This is a genomic window from Stenotrophomonas sp. ZAC14D2_NAIMI4_6 (assembly GCF_003086875.1).
In the GTDB taxonomy this organism is placed as follows: Bacteria; Pseudomonadota; Gammaproteobacteria; order Xanthomonadales; family Xanthomonadaceae; genus Stenotrophomonas.
This window is the reverse complement of the sequence record NZ_CP025996.1, coordinates 3,434,729-3,451,783: the sequence shown is the minus strand read 5'-3', so window position 1 is coordinate 3,451,783 and position 17,055 is coordinate 3,434,729. Positions and strand designations below refer to the sequence as shown.

Genomic DNA, 17,055 nt, shown 5'->3' with positions numbered 1-17,055 from the left:
GACTCCTGTTGCGACCTGGGTACAGAGTAGCGCAGGGATGTGACATGCGCGTGCTTGGTGGGCACTTGCTTTGGTAGGTGCCGACCTTGGTCGGCACGAAGGGCCAACCAACGGGCTGCGTGGGGCCAACCAAGGTTGGCCCGCTACCTTGCTCTGGTAGGTGCCGACCTTGGTCGGCACGCAGGGCCAACCAAGGTTGGCCCCCACCCATCCGTCCCTTAGAAGATATCGAACGCGGCGGCGTCGGCCTGCGGGGTGCTCTGCAGGTCCAGGTCGTAGTCGGTCAGGCGGTCCATGTCTTCCACCTTCACCCACTCGGTGGCGCCGTTCAACGTGGTCTGCACCATGCCCGCCGGCGGCTCGTTCTGGGCGATCGGGGTGTCCTTCAGCGCAACGCGCATGTAGTCGATCCAGATCGGCAGGGCGGCCTTGCCGCCGTACTCGCGGTAGCCCAGCGAACGGAAGTCGTCGCGGCCCACCCAGACGGTGGTGGCGTACGGACCGCCGAAGCCGGAGAACCAGGCGTCGCGGTGGTCGTTGGTGGAACCGGTCTTGCCACCCACGTCCTCACGGCCCAGCACCTTGGCGGCGGTGCCGGTGCCGCGCTGCACGACGTCGCGCATCATCGACACCAGCTGGTAGGCGGTACGGGCATCGATCGCGCGCGGGGCGGTGCGGGCATCCGGGTTGGCCGGCGCGGCCGGGGTCTCGGTGGCCGGCTTGGCGGCAGCGGTCGGGTCCACCTTCGGGGCCGGGGCGCCGAAGTTGAAGCCGTCCACCACCTGGTTCACCGGCTGGTCGCTGCTGCCGGCGCACTCGCGGCAGGCCAGCGCCGGGTTTTCCTTGAACACCAGGTTGCCGTCGCGGTCGTTCACCTGGTCGATCAACCAGGTGTCCACGCGCGAGCCGCCGTTGGCGAACACGGCGTAGCCACGGGCCACCGACAGCGGGGTGAGCGAGGCGGTACCCAGCGACATCGACAGGTTCGGCGGCAGCTCCGATTCGGCAAAACCAAACTCGCTGATGTACTTGCGCGCATAGTCCACGCCCATGCCGTCGAGCAGGCGCACCGACACCAGGTTGCGCGACTGCACCAGCGCTTCACGCAGGCGCATCGGGCCGCGGAAACCGCCACCGTCGTTCTGCGGTGCCCAGGTCTTGCCGCGGCGGTCGCGGAACACCACCGGGGCGTCCAGCACGATCGAGGCCGGGTTGTAGCCCTTGTCGAAGGCGGCTGCGTAGACGAACGGCTTGAAGCTGGAACCGGGCTGGCGGCGGGCCTGGGTGGCACGGTTGAACTTGTTGCCCGAGAAGCTGAAGCCACCCACCAGCGCCTTCAGCGCGCCGCTGTGGGCGTCCAGCGAGACCAGGGCGGACTGGCCGCGCGGAATCTGGTCCAGCAGCCACTCGCCTTCCTTGGCGCCGGCACGCACGCGCACGATGTCACCGCGCTGCACCAGCTTGCCGGGGGTCTTGTTGGTCCACTTGGCGGCACCGGCCGGCAGCACGATCTCGCTGCGGTTGGCCAGCACCACCGTGGCGCTGCCATCGGCGCCGGTGCTGGCCACGATGGCCGGCAGCAGGCCGGCCTGGCCGTACATGCCGCGCAGGTGCTCGGCCAGGGCCGCGGCATCGTCGCCGGCGCCCAGCGTCACCTGCTTTTCCACGCCGTGCCAGCCGTGGCGGTGGTCGTACAGCAGCAGGCCGTCACGCACGGCCAGGTTGGCCGCGGTCTGCAGGGTGGCATCGATGGTGGTGGTGACGTGGTACCCCTTGTTGACCACATCGCCGCCGAAGCGGGCGATCATTTCCTGGCGCACCAGCTCGGCCACGTAGGGCGCCTCCACCTGCACCGGCGGTTCATGCGCGGTGGCGTGCATCGGCACCGCCTTGGCCGCGTCGGCCTCGGCCTGGGTGACGAACTTCAGGTCTGCCATGCGCTGCAGCACGTAGTTGTCGCGGCGCTGGCGGGCACGTTCCGGGTTGGAGATCGGGTTGCCCGAGGAGGGGAACTTGGGGATGCCGGCCAGCGAGGCCATTTCATCCAGGTCAAGCTCGTTCAGCTTCTTGCCGTAGTAGAACTCGGCCGCGGCGGCCACGCCGTAGGCGCGGTTGCCGAAGAAGCTCTTGTTCAGGTACAGCTCGAAGATCTCGTCCTTGCTCAGCTCCGACTCGATCTTGCGGGCCAGCAGGATCTCGGCCAGCTTGCGGGTGTAGCTGTATTCGGAACTGAGGAAGAACTGGCGGGCCACCTGCTGGGTGATGGTGGACCCGCCGGGCACGCGCTTGTCGTTGGTGGTGGCCAGCAGCCACACCGCACGGCCGATGCCCTTGTAGTCCACGCCCCCGTGTTCATAGAAGCGGGCGTCTTCGGTGGCCAGGAAGGCCTTCTTCAGCTTGTCCGGCACGTCCTTCATGGTGATGGGGGTGCGCCGGGTCTCGCCGAACACGGCCATCAGCTTGCCGTCGGCAGCGTAGACGTACATGGGCTCCTGCATTTCCACGTCGCGCAGGGTCTGCACGTCGGGAAGCTTGGAGGACACGGCGTAGTACAGGCCGCCCACGGCGGCCGCTCCGACCAGCGCCAGGACCAGTACAACAAGGAAGATCCAGCGCAGCCAGCGGCGGAGTCGAGTCATCGGGTTCAGATTCCGATTGCGAATTTCGTGGTCGCAGAGTATAGATTACGCACGGTGGCGGCTGGGGTCGCTACCAGGGGACGCAACGACAAACGCCAGGGGCTGCATCGTGAACCTGTGAGGGACTTCACAGCAGGGTGGTTGCCATTTGCTAAGAATACGTTATTAATGCGCGGACACAGTTCTTGTGTCCAAGTGCCCGTCGGCAGGGGAGAAACCGTGGGGCTTATCCCAAAAAGTCAGTCGCCACTCATAGGCGTCGACATCAGTTCGACTGCGGTGAAGCTCTTGCAGCTTTCCCGCAGCGGTAGCCGTTTCCGCGTGGAACATTACGCCGTGGAACCTCTTCCGCCGAATGCGGTGGTGGAGAAGAACATCGTGGAAGTGGAGGCCGTGGGTGAGGCCATCCGCCGCGCGATGAACCGCTCCGGCAGCAAGGCCAAGCTGGCCGCCGCTGCCGTGGCCGGCTCGGCGGTGATCACCAAGGTGATCCCGATGCCGGCCGATCTGGACGAAAACGACATGGAAGCCCAGATCGAGCTGGAAGCGGTCAACTACATTCCGTACCCGATCGAGGAAGTGAACCTGGACTTCGAGGTGATCGGGGCGATCCCGAACAACCCGGAAATGGTCCAGGTGCTGCTGGCCGCATCGCGTTCGGAAAACGTGGAACTGCGCCAGTCGGCGCTGGAACTGGGTGGCCTGCAGGCCAAGGTGATGGACGTGGAGGCCTTCGCGGTCGAGAACGCCTTCGCCCTGGTGGCCAGCGAACTGCCGGTGTCCAGCGATGGCGTGGTGGCCCTGGTGGACATCGGCGCGACCATGACCACCCTGAACGTCCTGCGCGGTGGCCGCAGCCTGTACAGCCGCGAACAGGTGTTCGGTGGCAAGCAGCTGACCGACGAGATCATGCGCCGCTACGGCCTGAGCTACGAGGAAGCCGGTCTGGCCAAGCGCCAGGGTGGGCTGCCGGAAAGCTACGAAATGGAAGTGCTGGAACCGTTCAAGGAAGCCACGGTGCAGCAGATCAGCCGCCTGCTGCAGTTCTTCTACGCGGGCAGCGAATTCAACCGGGTTGATCACATCGTGCTGGCCGGCGGCTGCGCTGCGCTGGCAGGCCTGCCGGAAATGGTCGAAGAACAGCTGGGCGTGCCGACCGTAGTCGCCAACCCGCTGGCACAGATGACCCTGGGCCCGAAGGTGCAGGCCCAGGCGCTGGCCCAGGATGCCCCGGCGCTGATGATCGCCACCGGTCTGGCACTGAGGAGCTTCGACTGATGGCACGCATCAATCTATTGCCTTGGCGCGCCGAACGGCGCAAGCAACGCCAGCGCGAGTTCGGGGTCATGCTGGGCATGGCCGCACTCGGCGGTGTGCTGCTGTCGCTGCTGGTGTGGTTCTACTACGACATGCAGGTGAGCGGCCAGATGGACCGCAATGCCTACCTGCAGGCCGAGATCACCAAGGTGAAGGCGCAGAACGCCGAGATCGACCGTCTGGACGAGCAGAAGAACCGTCTGCTGGCCCGCAAGGCGGTGATCGAACAGCTGCAGGCCAAGCGCTCGCAGATGGTTCACCTGTTCGACGCCCTGGTCCGCACCATTCCCGATGGCGTGGTGCTGACCGCCCTGCAGCAGGATGGCGACACCCTCACCCTGGAAGGCCGCACGCAGTCCAATGCGCGCGTGTCCGCCTACATGCGCAACCTGGAAGTGTCCGGCTGGATGACCAACCCGGAACTGTCGATTATCAAGGCCAGCGAGCCTGAGAAAGACAAGGACGCCGCACCGGTGGGTCCGGTGGCTGACATCAAGGCCCTGCCGTATGTGTTCAAGGTGACGGTGAAGCTGCCGGCACAGAGCGAGGAGTCGACCACTCCGGGCCTGAACGCCGACGGCAGCGTGGCAACTGGCGCACCGGCTGCACCCACCGTGGCCCCGCTCAGTGCGGGCCCGGATGCCGCCGCACCGGCTGCTCCGGCCGCACCGGGCGCAGCCCCGGCGCCGGCCAATGCACCGGCCCCGGGCAACGCACCGGCACCTGCACCGCAGGCCCCGGCCGCACCGGCCACCCCCGCAGCGCAACCGGCACCGCCGGCCGCCGCACCGAAGAACGAGGGTAGCCGCCTGGCCCAGCCGCCGCAGGCCTTCCATGCCCTGCCGCAGGGGGACCGCGCATGAGCAAGAAAGTCGAACTGAAGAACCTTGATTTCAACGACATCGGCAACTGGCCGCGCAACGCCAAGATTGTCTTCTGCTCGCTGATCGCCCTGGTCATCATCTTCGTGCTGTGGATGCTGCTGATCAGCGGCAAGCGCGAAGAGCTGCAGACCCTGGAAAGCCAGGAAACCATCCTGCGCCAGGAATTCACCAAGGAACAGGAACGCGCGGTCAACCTGGAACCGCTGAAGCAGCAGCTGGCACAGATGGAACAGGTGCTGCAGCAGATGCTGCGCCAGCTGCCCAGCAAGACCGAGATGCCCGATCTGATCATCGACATCTCGCAGACCGCGCTGTCCAGCGGCCTGGCCAACCAGCTGTTCGAGCCGGAAGAAGAGCAGGTCAAGGAGTTCTACGCCGAAAAGCCGATCAAGCTGAGCATGGTGGGCAGCTACCACCAGTTCGGTGCGTTCGTCAGTGGCGTGGCCTCGCTGCCGCGCGTGGTCATCCTGACCATGCACGACATCAACCTGAAGCCGGCCGACAAGACCAACGGCAACATCCGCGCCGGTGCGCTGGTGCTGTCCGGTACGGTCAAGACCTACCGTTACCTGGATGAAACCGAGGTGGCGGAACAGCAGAAGGCTGAAGCAGGCGAAGCAGGCAAGGAGGCGCAGAAGTGATCCGTTCCTTCATTGCACGCGGTGGCATGGCGATGGCGGTACTGCTGCTGGCCGCCTGCGGCCGCGGTGTGACCAGCACGCCGGGCGATGCCCCCAACCTTGAGAAGTGGGTCGAGAGCGAACGCGCCCGACCGGCGCAGCCGCTGGAGCCGCTGCCCGTCATGCAGCAGTTCGAGACCTTCGAATATTCCGCGCAGGGCATGCGCGATCCGTTCACCGATGCCTGGACCAATCCGCAGCAGGGGACTGGCGGATTGCGCCCGGATCCGAACCGGCGCAAGGAACCCCTGGAAGGGTTCCCGCTGGATGCACTGGACATGGTCGGCACCATCGGCACCGGCGGCGGTACCGTCGCGCTGGTGATGGGGCCGGACAAGGTGACTTACCGGGTACGCCCGGGCGGTTACCTGGGGCAGAGCGACGGGCGGGTCACCGCGGTCTTCGAAGACCGCGTGGAGCTGATCGAACTGGTGCCGGATGGCGCGGGTGGCTGGCTGGAACGTCCGGCTACGCTCGCGCTGGAAGATCAATGATCGTTTACTGGGGATAGCACGATGACTTTTCACCAAGCCAAGGGGCTGCGACCCATCCGGCGCTCTACCTTGAACCGCATCAGCGCGCTGGGAGTCGCGTTGATGCTGGCCTGCGCTCCGGCGCTGGCTGCCGCACCGGCTGCAAAGCCGGCCAGCACCACCGTCGCTGCACCGGCCACCGCGCCGGCCAGCCTGGCGGTGTCGCGCATCGACTTCAAGCGCGGTGACGACGGCAGCGGCCGCCTGATCGTGCAGTTCGACGGCCAGGGCGCCATCCCGGATCTGCGCACGCAGGACAACAGCGTGATCGTGGATGTGGGCAACGCACGCCTGCCGGCGAACCTGCAGAAGCCGATGAACGTGACCGACTTCGCCACGCCGGTGCAGCGCATCGACGCCAAGCCGTCCGGTGCCGGCACCCAGCTGGTGCTCAGCACCGGCGGTGCGGTCGAATCGCTGGCCTACCAGAGCGGCAACGAATACGTGGTCGAGATCACCCCGCGCAAGGCTCCGGCCGCGGTGGGTGCGGTCAGCGCCGGCAGCGTCAGCCAGGCCGCCAAGGGCGTGCCGCAGCGCGGCTACAGCGGCAAGCCGGTCACCTTCAACTTCCAGGACGTGCCGGTGCGCACCGTGCTGCAGTTGATCGCCGAAGAATCCAACCTGAACGTGGTGGCCTCCGATTCGGTGCAGGGCAACGTGACCCTGCGCCTGGTCAACGTGCCGTGGGACCAGGCACTGGACATCGTGCTGCGTGCCAAGGGCCTGGACAAGCGTCGCGACGGCAGCGTGATCTGGGTTGCGCCGCAGGCCGAACTGGCCAAGTTCGAGCAGGAAAAGGAAGACGCGCGCATTGCGATCGAGAACCGCGAAGACCTGGTGACCGATTACGTGCAGATCAACTACCACAGCGCCACGCAGATCTTCAAAGCGCTGACCGAAGCCAAGGGCATCGGCGGCGGCGGTAGTGGTGGCCAGGGTGGTGGCGGCAGTGGTTCGTCGTCGCAGGAAGAGAGTGGTTTCCTGTCCTCGCGCGGCCGCATCGTGGCCGACGAGCGCACCAACACGCTGATGATCAGCGACATTCCGAAGAAGATCGCGCGCATGCGTGAGCTGATCGGGGTGATCGACCGCCCGGTCGACCAGGTGCTGATCGAAAGCCGCATCGTGATCGCCACCGATACCTTTGCCCGCGAACTGGGTGCGAAGTTCGGCATCAGCGGCAGCCGCGACAACGTGTACTTCAGTGGTGATCTGGATGCCAATGCCGCGACCCGCAAGTCGCAGGTTGACGCAGCGGAAACCAATGCCAAGGCCGTTCGTGACTGGGTTGCGGGCGGAAGCGTGGGCCCCCGTCCTGTCGCGGTCGGTTCGTCCATCACCCGCGGTCTGAACTGGAACCTGCCGGTGGCCTCCACCAGCAACCCCGGTTCGCTGGCACTGTCGATCCTCAACGCCGGCTACCTGCTGGACGTGGAACTGTCGGCCATGCAGGAAGAGTCGCGTGGTGAAGTCATTTCCAACCCGCGCGTGGTCACCACCAACCAGCGCGAAGCCCTGATCAAGCAGGGTAAGGAAATCGGCTACGTCACCATCAGCGGTGGTGGTGTCGGTGCTGCGGCCACGCCGAACGTGCAGTTCAAGGAAGTGGTGCTGGAGCTGAAGGTCACCCCGACCATCACCGACGACAACCGCGTGTTCCTGAACATGGCGGTGAAGAAGGACGAGGTCGAAAGCTACATCGTGCTGGAAGGCTACGGCCAGGTGCCGAACATCAACCGTCGCGAAGTCAACACCGCCGTGCTGGTGGAAGACGGCCAGACCGTGGTGATCGGCGGCGTGTACGAGTTCACCGACCGCAACAGCGTCAGCAAGGTGCCGTTCCTGGGCGACGTGCCCTTCCTGGGCAATCTGTTCAAGAAGCGCGGCCGCAACAAGGACAAGGCGGAACTGTTGGTGTTCGTGACCCCGAAGGTGCTGCGCGTAGCCAAGCGCAGCTGATCGGTGCCACCGGATGTACGAGAGGGGCCGCCATGTGCGGCCCCTTTTCGTTGTGGATCCACGCCCTGCGCGCAGGGCCATTCATCCATCCTTGATCCAATCCCCGGACCAGCCTGCGATGATGTGGGGAACCCGTGCCGTCCTGCGCCGGTCAAAGGCCCCCATGAACCTGCCACCGCCGATGCCCGAATCCATCTCCCCGCCGCCTGCGCCGGCCACCTCGCGGCTGCATGCCGCCTTCACCGCCCTGCGCGATGCGCTGTCGGCGGAGATCGTCGGCCAGGCCGCACTGGTCGAGCGCCTGTTGATCGCGCTGTTGGCCGACGGCCATCTGCTGGTGGAAGGCGCGCCCGGCCTGGCCAAGACCACCGCCATCCGCGCGCTGGCCGCACGCCTGGAAACCGAGTTCGCGCGCGTGCAGTTCACCCCCGACCTGCTGCCGGCCGACCTGACCGGTACCGAGATCTGGCGCCCGCAGGAAGGCCGTTTCGAATTCGTGCCCGGCCCGATCTTCCATCCCATCCTGCTGGCTGACGAGATCAATCGTGCCCCGGCCAAGGTGCAGTCGGCGCTGCTGGAAGCCATGGGCGAACGCCAGGTGACCGTCGGCCGGCACACCTATGCGCTGCCGTCGCTGTTCCTGGTGATGGCCACGCAGAACCCGATCGAGCAGGAAGGCACCTTCCCGCTGCCGGAAGCGCAGCTGGACCGTTTCCTGATGCACGTGCGCATCGGCTACCCCGACCAGGCCGCCGAAGCCGAGATCCTGCGGCTGGCGCGCGAGCGTGCGCGTGGTGCGCTGGGTGAAGCGGCGCCGGCACCGGACAAGCTGCCGATGCAGGATGTCTTCGATGCGCGCCGGCAGGTGCTGGATCTGCACATGGCGCCGGCATTGGAACGCTACCTGGTGGAACTGGTGCTGGCCTCGCGCGATCCCGGCCGTTACGACCCGGCACTGGGCCGCCGCATCGCCTGGGGTGCCAGCCCGCGCGGGTCCATCGCCCTGGAACGCTGCGCGCGTGCGCGCGCCTGGCTGGCCGGTCGCGATTTCGTCACCCCCGACGACGTGCGGGCGGTGGCCGCCGACGTGCTGCGCCACCGGGTGCTGCCCAGCTATGAAGCCACCGCCGAAGGCTGGGACGGCGAGCGCCTGGTGCAGGAACTGCTGGCCCGCGTGCCCGCGCCCTGAGTCCGCGCATGACCGATCTTCCCACGCCCAGCGCCGGCGACGGCCTGCGACCGCAGTTGGCCGAACTGGTGGCCCTGCGTGGCCTGGCGCAACGCCCGCCGGCACCGCGTCGCGGTCGCACCGGTCTTGCCGGTCAGGCACCGTCGCCGCTGCGCGGCCGTGGCATGGAATACGCCGAGTCGCGCGAGTACGTGGCCGGCGATGACGCGCGCCATATCGACTGGCGGGTGACCGCCCGCAGCGGGCGCGCGCATACCAAGCTGTTCCAGGCCGAGCGCGAGCGGGTCACGCTGATCGTGGCCGACACCGCGCCGGCCCTGTATTTCGGCACCCGCGTGCGCTTCAAGTCGGTGCAGGCCGCGCGTGCCGGCGCCATTGCGGCGTGGTCGGCGCAGCGCCGTGGCGACCGCATCGGGGCGTTGCGCGGCAGTGACCGCGAACCGCCGGTAGCCCCTGCTGGCGGGCCGCGCGGCGTGCTGCGCGTGCTCGACGCGCTTACCCGCTGGTACGCGCAGCCGCCCGCCGACGATCTGGGCCTGGAGCGCGCGCTGGACCACGCCAGCCGCGTGCTGCGCCCCGGTGCGCGGCTGCTGGTGCTGGCCGATCCGCAGCAAGCCCTGCGCATCGCCCCTGCGCGCTGGGGCGCGTTGGCCCAACACCACGACGTGACGCTGCTGCTGCTGGTGGATCCGCTGGAAATGCAGCCGCCATCGGCCGCGCTGCAGTTCCTGTCGCCACAGCAGCGGGTCAGTCTGGACCTGCGCCGCAGCGATGTGCAGGCGCACTGGCATGCCCATTTCGTCGCGCCGGTGGACGCGCTGCGACGGCACCTGGTGGCGCGCCGCATCGATGTGCAGTTGCTCTCGACCGATGCCGCCAGCGATGCCTGGTTGGCCCCGGCGGCCACCGAGGTGCCGGCATGAGCGCCGCGCTGCCGCTGCGCGACGTTGCGCTGCCGCCTGCACCGGCCTGGTGGCCGCCTGCGCCGGGTTGGCTGATGGTGATCGCCGCCGTGGTGCTGGTGCTGGCGGTCATCGTGGTGATCGTGGTCCGGCGTCGCCGTCGCCGCCAGCGCTGGTTGCACGCCTTCGACCAGGAACTGCGGGCGGCCGGCACTGGTCCGGCCGAGCTGGCCGCGATTGGCGGTCTGCTGCGACGTGCGGCACGCCAGGCGCAACCGGGCAGCGAAGCGCTGCAGGATGCGGCCTGGTGGGCGCGCATCGATCCGCACAACGCCTTGCCCGATGCGCAGCGCACCCTGCTGGCCGAAGGCCCGTACCGCCCGCAGATAGAAACCTCGCAGCTGGACGATGTTCGCGCGTGGGCGCGGCAGCGCTATCTGCAGCTGCTGCAGGAGCGCCGCCGATGAACCTGCTGGCCTCCTACTGGCCCTGGCCGGATCTGCAGCTGGCCTGGCCGCTGGCGTTGCTGGCACTGCCGCTGCCGCTGCTGATGCACTTCTGGCCGCGCCGCGCATTGCCGGGCGCGGCGCTGCGCGTGCCGTATGCCGCCGCCGAACTGCAGGCCCTGGCCGGTGGTGGGCGGGTGAATGCGTCGTGGCTGCGCACCCTGCTGCTGTGGCTGGGCTGGGCCGCGCTGTGCGTGGCGATGGCCCGCCCGCAGCAGCTGGGCGAAGCCATCACCCCGCCGCAGCAGGGCCGGCAGATGATGCTGGCCATGGACGTATCCGGCAGCATGAGCGAACCGGACATGGTGCTGGGCCCGCAGGCGGTGGAACGCCTGACCGCTGCCAAGGCGGTGCTGGCCGACTTCCTGGACCGCCGTGCCGGCGACCGCGTCGGCCTGCTGGTGTTCGGCGACCGCGCTTACACGCTTACCCCCATCACCGCCGATCTGGCCAGCGTGCGCGACCAGTTGCGCGACAGCGTGGTCGGCCTGGCCGGGCGCGAAACGGCCATCGGCGATGCCATCGCACTGGCCGTCAAGCGCCTGCGCGCGCAGCCGGAAGGGCAGCGGGTGCTGATCCTGCTGACCGACGGTGTCAGCAATGCCGGCGTGCTGGAACCGCTGCGCGCGGCCGAGCTGGCCAAGGCCGAAGGCGTGCGGGTACACACCGTGGCCTTCGGTGGCGACGGCAGCATGCGCCTGTTCGGTATTCCCATCGCCGCCGATCGTGACCCGGTGGACGAGGCCACGCTGCGGCGGATCGCCGAGCAGACCGGCGGCCGCTTCTTCCGTGCGCGCGATACCGATGAACTGGTGGGCATCTATGCCGAACTGGACCGGCTGGAGCCGATCGCCGGCAAGGGCCCGAGCACGCGCCCGCGCGACGAACGCTACGCCTGGCCGCTGGCACTGGCGCTGTTGCTGGGTTCGCTGGCCTGGCTGTGGCCGGAGCGCCGCCGATGATCGCCCTGTCGCTGGCCCTACCGGACTGGAACGCGCTGCATTTCCTGCGGCCTGATTGGCTGTGGGCGTTGCTGGCGCTGCCGGTGATCATCGCCTTCGCCCTGTGGCGGCAGCGCCGCAGCGAAGGCTGGCGGCAGGCGGTGGATGCGCATCTGCTGCCGCACCTGCTGGCGGCCGAGGGGCGCCGACGGCTGCGGTTGCCGTGGGCGATCGTGTTGGGCTGGGCGCTGGCCGTGCTGGCCCTGGCCGGGCCCAGCTGGCGGCAACAGACACAGCCCTTGTTCCAGTCCAGCGCGCCTCTGGTGGTGGTGCTGGATCTGTCCAGCCGCATCACCGCGACCGACCTGCCGCCGTCGCGCCTGCTGCAGGCACGGGCCAAGATCGGCGCTCTGCTGCGGGCGCGTCAGGGCGGGCAGGTGGGCCTGGTGGTCTACGCCGACGATGCCTATACGGTGGCGCCGTTGACCGACGATGTGGCCAACGTGGCGCTGTACCTGGATGCGCTGGCGCCGGATGTGATGCCGCGTGATGGCCAGCGTGCCGACCGCGGTATTGATTGGGCCACCCAGTTGCTGCGGCAGACCGGTGCGCTGCGCGGACGCATCCTGCTGATCAGCGACCAGGCCAACGGCGAAGCAGCACTGGCCGCGGCGCAGGCGCGCGCACTCGGCCTGCAGGTGTCGGTGCTGGGCCTGGGCACGCCCGCCGGTGCCGCTTACCGCGACAGCAGCGGCCAGATCGCGCAGGCCGCGTTGGACGAAACGGGGCTGCGCGCAGTGGCCACGGCCGGCGGCGGTCGTTACCAGCGCATTGCCGCCGATGATCGCGACCTGCAGGCGCTGGATGTACTTGACGGCAGCGGCGCGCAGGCACAGGCGCGTCCCGGCCAGAGCCGGCAGTGGCAGGACGAAGGCTACTGGCTGCTGCCGCCGGTGATGCTGCTGGCGCTGCTGGCGTTCCGTCGCCGCGCACTGCTGGCCGCCGTGCTGGCCGTGGGCCTGTTGCCGCTGAGCGGGCAGGTGCAGGCCGCGCCGCCTGCCGCGCCCACCCGCGCAGAGCACGGCACGCTGTGGCAACGCGGCGACCAGCGCGAACACGAGCGTCTGGCCGAAGGCGTGCAGGCGTACCACAACGGCGATTTCGCGGCGGCCCGGCAGAAGTTCGAAGGCATCGACAGCGATGCCGGCTGGTACAACCTGGGTAACGCGCTGGCACGCCAGGGCGACTATGACGGCGCCATCGCCGCGTATGACAAGGCGCTGGCCAGGCACCCGGGCATGGCTGATGCGGTGGCCAACCGCGCGGTGGTCGATGCCGCGCGCAAGCGCAAGCCGCCACCGGGCAAGAACGAAGGGCAGGGCAAACAGCCGCCGAAGTCGCAGAACCCATCGCAGCAGCCCAAGCCGTCGCAGGGCCAGCAGGGTCAGGGTCAACAGGGGCAGCAGGGTCAACAAGGCCAGCAGGGCCAGCCGCAACGTCCGCAGGACGGCAAACCGGGTGAGCAGCAGGACGGTTCGGGCGCGGGCGATTCGCAGCAACCGCCACAGTCTGCCGACGCCAAGGCGCAGGCGCAGGCCGATGCCCAGCAGCGCCAGCGCATGCAGCAGTCCCTGCAGCAGGCGCAGCCTGCCGACCAGGCCGGCAAGGTGGCCGCGCGCAGCGACGGCCGCACCCCGCAGCAGCGCGAGGAACAACAGGCCGTGGAAGCGTGGATGCGCCGCGTTCCCGATGATCCGGGAGCGCTGCTGCGCACCAAGTTCCAGTTGGAAAACGAACGTAGAAAGAGGGAAGGGCGATGAAGCGCAGGGCACGCGTGCATGAACGTTGGGCGTTGCCGGCGCTGGCCCTTTGGCTGTTGTGGCTGCCGCTGGCCGCGATGGCACAGACCCGTGCGTGGCTGGAACCGGACACCATCGCCGCCGGCGACTCGGTCACCCTGAATGTGGAAACCGACCAGGGCACGCCGGACTACACGCCGCTGAACGTCGATTTCGCGCTGGGCGCACAGAGCAGCAGCCGTCAGGTGCAGTGGAGCAATGGCGGCATGCAGCGCCGCGATGTGTACACGGTGCTGCTGACGCCGCGCCGCACCGGCGCGTTGCAGGTCCCCTCGCTGCAGGTCGGCGCCGCACGCACGGTGCCGCTCACCCTGCAGGTGAATGCCGCGGCAGTAGCGACGGCGCAGACCAATGCCGCCGCCTTCGTCGAAACCGAGGTGGACGATGACACGCCCTACGTGCAGCAGAGCGTAGGCGTGGTGGTGAGGCTGTATTTCGCCTCGCAGCTGGCCTCGGGCGAGCTGGTGCTCGATACGCCGCAGGGCGCATCGCTGCAGCGGGTGGGCGAGGACCGCACCGACGTGCGGCAGATCAATGGCCGTCGCTACAACGTGGTTGAACGGCGCTTCCTGCTCATTCCCGAACGCAGCGGTGCGCTGCGCCTGCCGGGCGCACGCTTCAGCGGCCGCAGCGCCGGCGGCTTCTTCGACGATTTCTTCGGCAACGGCGGCGATGGCCGCATGAATGCCGTCGCGCCCGAGCGCACCCTGCAGGTGCGCGAGCAACCGGCGCAGGCGCCGCAGCCCTGGCTGCCGCTGCACGGCCTGCAGCTGCGCTATACCAGTGCGCCGACCACCGCGCGTACCGGCGAGGCCGCCACCGTTGTCGTTGAAGCGGTGGCCAATGGGGCCACGCGCGCGCAGTTCACCGACCTGCCGGTGCCCGACCTGGGCGATACGGCGCAGGTGTTCGCCGAACCGGCGCAATACGATGAAACCTTCACCGGCAGCACGCCGCGGCTGAAGATCACCCGGCGCTATTCGATCGTGCCGCGCACACCGGGCGAGCTGGTGGTGCCCGGGCCCAGCGTGGCCTGGTGGAACGTGGACAGTGGCACGGCCCAGCAGGCGCGCCTGCCCGAACTGCGCCTGGCGGTCAGCGCCGGGCGTGGCGGGGTGCCTGCACCGCAGCCGATCGACACGCAATCGGCCCTGCCCGGCCAGGATGCGACCCCGGCGACCCAGACGGCCCTGGCCGCGACGGCGCGCGCGCTGCCGGCATGGCCGTGGGTGGCCGCCGTGGTGGGGCTGGTCGTGCTGTGGCTGCTGACCCTGCTGTGGGGCTGGCGCCGTGGCCGCAGGGCAGCGGCGCCTGCCGGTGCCCCGGCGGGCGCGGCGGCGTCCCCGGTCCGCCGTGGTGGCGGCAGCACGGCCGACCTGCGCCGCGCGCTGGATGCCGACGGCTTCGACCAGGTAGAGGCACAGCTGTGCAAGATGGCCGGCGTGGACCGCCTGGAGCAGGTGATCGAACGCCTGGCCGACGCCGAACAGCGCCAGGTGCTGCAGGACCTGCAGCAGGCGCGCTGGGGCGGGCAGGGCGAACTGGGTGCGCTGCGGGCGCGCCTGCGGGTGGCCTTCCGTGACGGACCGCACTGGTCGGCCCCGCACGCGGCCGGCGACACTGGGCTGGCGCCGCTGTACCCCACGCGGCAACCCTGAACCAGCGCGGCCTGCGCGCTTTGTTAGAGTAGATTCATTTTTCGAGGAACCCCGCATATGACAGCAGCTGCTGCCGGCAAGAAGAAGTTGCCCCTGCACTGGAAGATGGGCATCGGCTTCGCGATCGGCCTGGTCCTGGGACTGATCGTGCACGCCCTGGGTGGCAGCGTGGAAGGCCTGCAGACCGGCGCCAAGTGGGTGATGGACTACATCACCACGCCCGCCTCGGGCCTGTTCCTCAACCTGATCTTCATGCTGATCGTGCCGCTGATCTTCTCGGCACTCATCATGGGTGTGTCGGAAATGGGCGATATCCGCGCCCTCGGCCGTATCGGCTGGAAGACCCTGGCCTATACCGTGCTGCTGTCCGGCATTGCCGTGGGCATCGGCCTGGTGCTGGTGAACGTGCTCAAGCCCGGCGCCGGCGTGGACCCGCAGACCGCCGCGCTGATGCTTTCGGAAAACGCCGAGCGCAGCAAGGAAATCGTGGCCGGCATCCATGGCACGCCCAAGGGCATGGACATGCTGCTGTCGATCGTGCCCAGCAACGTGCTGCAGGCCGCTTCGGACAACGGCGCCATCCTGTCGCTGATGTTCTTCGCACTGATGTTCGGCATCGGCATGGTGCTGACCGACGATGAGAAGGTTGCGCCGCTGCGCCGCGCCATCGAGGGCGTGTTCGAAATCTCGATGACCCTGATCAACCTGGTCATCCGCCTGGCCCCGTATGCGGTGGCCTGCTTCATGTTCAACCTGGCCGCATTGTTCGGCTTCGAGCTGATCATCCGCCTGGGCGCCTACGTGGGCGTGGTGGTGCTGGCCCTGGGCCTGCACATGGTGGTGACCTACGGTACCGCCGTGTGGCTGTCGGGCCGTTCGCCGCTGTCGTTCTTCCGCGATACCCAGGAAGCGACGGTGATGGCCTTCTCCACCGCCTCCAGCAACGCGACCCTGCCCACCGCCCTGCGCGTGGCCGACCAGATGGGCCTGCCGCAGCGCGTGTCGCGCTTCGTGCTGACCGTGGGCGCCACCGCCAACCAGAACGGCACCGCACTGTTCGAGGGTGTGACGGTCATCTTCCTGGCCCAGTTCTTCGGCGTGGACCTGAGCATCGGCCAGCAGGTCATGGTCATGGCCGTGTGCATCCTGGGCGGCATCGGCACGGCCGGCGTGCCGTCCGGCTCGCTGCCGGTGGTGGCCATGATCTGTGCCATGGTCGGGGTGAACCCGTTGGGCATCGGCCTGATCCTGGGCGTGAACCACTTCCTGGATATGTGCCGCACCGCCCTGAACGTGACCGGCGACCTGGCCCTGACCACCCTGGTGGCCAAGGGCGAAGCGCACGATGGCCCGGAGCCGGCTGCGCCGCGCGATTGAACGCGCCCTGAATGCCATGGATACTATCCCGACGCATGGAAGGCGTCGGGATTGGCGCCGTGCGAACGGGAGCAGAAATGAGGATTTCGTACGTGATGGTCGCCGCCCTGGGCCTGCTGGCCTTCGACGCCAGTGCCCAGAAGGCCTGTGAAACCAACTACACCAAGACCGGCAGCTTTTTCGCCGGGCGCACCTTCACCACCTGGGACGTAGTGCCCAACGCGACGCCGGCTGACGCGCTCAAGCGCATCCAGATCGAAGGCGTGAAGTCGGGCCTGAAGGTGGCCACCGTGGACAAGGACCTGGGCATGCTCACCATGGAGCAGAACGTCCAGTTCAACGGTGGCCAGACCACCCTGCCGTGGAACGTGCTGATCGAGGCCGAGGGCAAGGGCTCGAAGATCACCGTGACCAAGACCACCCCGGCCACCTACGCCACCGGCGAGGACTTCCAGAAGAAGTCGATGTGCGCCGTGATCGAGGCCGCCGCCCCGAAGTAAGCGGCGGGCGGGGCCAGATCCCTTTCTCTGGCAAGGGATCTGGCCCTACGCCTGAACCCGGCCCCGGGTCTGTGGGACAATGGGGGGCCCGCACGTCCGCGGCCGCCTCCC

14 protein-coding genes are annotated in these 17,055 nt (G+C 68.3%); 13 read left to right on the top strand and 1 reads right to left on the bottom strand.

Annotated features, from left to right (window positions below; genetic code table 11):
• Positions 1 to 218 precede the first annotated feature (218 nt).
• Positions 219 to 2,639 (bottom strand): penicillin-binding protein 1A, encoded by a 2,421-nt coding sequence (locus C1933_RS15820; protein WP_108754022.1) that lies wholly within the window; start codon positions 2,637 to 2,639, stop codon positions 219 to 221.
• Between the two features lie 219 nt (positions 2,640 to 2,858).
• Between C1933_RS15820 and C1933_RS15815 the strand changes: the two genes are divergently transcribed.
• The 13 genes from C1933_RS15815 to C1933_RS15755 all read left to right on the top strand — a co-directional run bounded on the left by C1933_RS15815 (position 2,859) and on the right by C1933_RS15755 (position 16,944).
• Positions 2,859 to 3,917: a pilus assembly protein PilM gene (locus tag C1933_RS15815; protein WP_108754021.1), complete on the top strand. Its 1,059-nt coding sequence runs from the start codon at positions 2,859 to 2,861 to the stop codon at positions 3,915 to 3,917.
• Entirely contained in the window at positions 3,917 to 4,819 is a 903-nt protein-coding gene (locus C1933_RS15810; protein ID WP_108754020.1) for a PilN domain-containing protein, read from the top strand. Before C1933_RS15815 ends, C1933_RS15810 begins: the two co-directional genes overlap by 1 nt.
• Complete coding sequence (gene pilO, locus C1933_RS15805; RefSeq protein ID WP_108754019.1) at positions 4,816 to 5,481, top strand: type 4a pilus biogenesis protein PilO; 666 nt, start codon at positions 4,816 to 4,818, stop codon at positions 5,479 to 5,481. The genes C1933_RS15810 and pilO overlap by 4 nt, the downstream gene beginning before the upstream one ends.
• Positions 5,478 to 6,014 carry a pilus assembly protein PilP gene (locus tag C1933_RS15800; RefSeq protein WP_199911376.1) on the top strand — a complete coding sequence of 179 codons (537 nt, stop codon included), beginning with the start codon at positions 5,478 to 5,480 and terminating at the stop codon, positions 6,012 to 6,014. Before pilO ends, C1933_RS15800 begins: the two co-directional genes overlap by 4 nt.
• 21 nt (positions 6,015 to 6,035) lie before the next feature.
• Entirely contained in the window at positions 6,036 to 8,012 is a 1,977-nt protein-coding gene (locus C1933_RS15795; RefSeq protein ID WP_108754018.1) for a type IV pilus secretin PilQ family protein, read from the top strand.
• A gap of 163 nt (positions 8,013 to 8,175) precedes the next feature.
• Positions 8,176 to 9,201, top strand: coding sequence for a MoxR family ATPase (locus C1933_RS15790; RefSeq protein ID WP_108754017.1), 1,026 nt, complete (start codon positions 8,176 to 8,178; stop codon positions 9,199 to 9,201).
• Positions 9,202 to 9,209: 8 nt separating this feature from the next.
• Positions 9,210 to 10,124, top strand: a complete 915-nt coding sequence (locus C1933_RS15785; protein ID WP_108754016.1) for a DUF58 domain-containing protein — start codon at positions 9,210 to 9,212, stop codon at positions 10,122 to 10,124.
• The gene (locus tag C1933_RS15780; protein WP_108754015.1) at positions 10,121 to 10,570 is read left to right on the top strand and encodes a DUF4381 family protein; all 450 of its coding nucleotides are present in this window, start codon (positions 10,121 to 10,123) and stop codon (positions 10,568 to 10,570) included. The genes C1933_RS15785 and C1933_RS15780 overlap by 4 nt, the downstream gene beginning before the upstream one ends.
• Complete coding sequence (locus tag C1933_RS15775; RefSeq protein WP_108754014.1) at positions 10,567 to 11,571, top strand: VWA domain-containing protein; 1,005 nt, start codon at positions 10,567 to 10,569, stop codon at positions 11,569 to 11,571. The genes C1933_RS15780 and C1933_RS15775 overlap by 4 nt, the downstream gene beginning before the upstream one ends.
• On the top strand, positions 11,568 to 13,370 hold the full coding sequence (locus C1933_RS15770) for a VWA domain-containing protein (protein WP_108754013.1): 1,803 nt from the start codon (positions 11,568 to 11,570) through the stop codon (positions 13,368 to 13,370). The genes C1933_RS15775 and C1933_RS15770 overlap by 4 nt, the downstream gene beginning before the upstream one ends.
• On the top strand, positions 13,367 to 15,067 hold the full coding sequence (locus tag C1933_RS15765; RefSeq protein WP_108754012.1) for a BatD family protein: 1,701 nt from the start codon (positions 13,367 to 13,369) through the stop codon (positions 15,065 to 15,067). The genes C1933_RS15770 and C1933_RS15765 overlap by 4 nt, the downstream gene beginning before the upstream one ends.
• 57 nt (positions 15,068 to 15,124) lie before the next feature.
• Complete coding sequence (locus C1933_RS15760; protein ID WP_108754011.1) at positions 15,125 to 16,444, top strand: dicarboxylate/amino acid:cation symporter; 1,320 nt, start codon at positions 15,125 to 15,127, stop codon at positions 16,442 to 16,444.
• A gap of 77 nt (positions 16,445 to 16,521) precedes the next feature.
• The gene (locus C1933_RS15755; protein WP_233614725.1) at positions 16,522 to 16,944 is read left to right on the top strand and encodes a hypothetical protein; all 423 of its coding nucleotides are present in this window, start codon (positions 16,522 to 16,524) and stop codon (positions 16,942 to 16,944) included.
• The last annotated feature ends 111 nt before the right edge of the window (positions 16,945 to 17,055 follow it).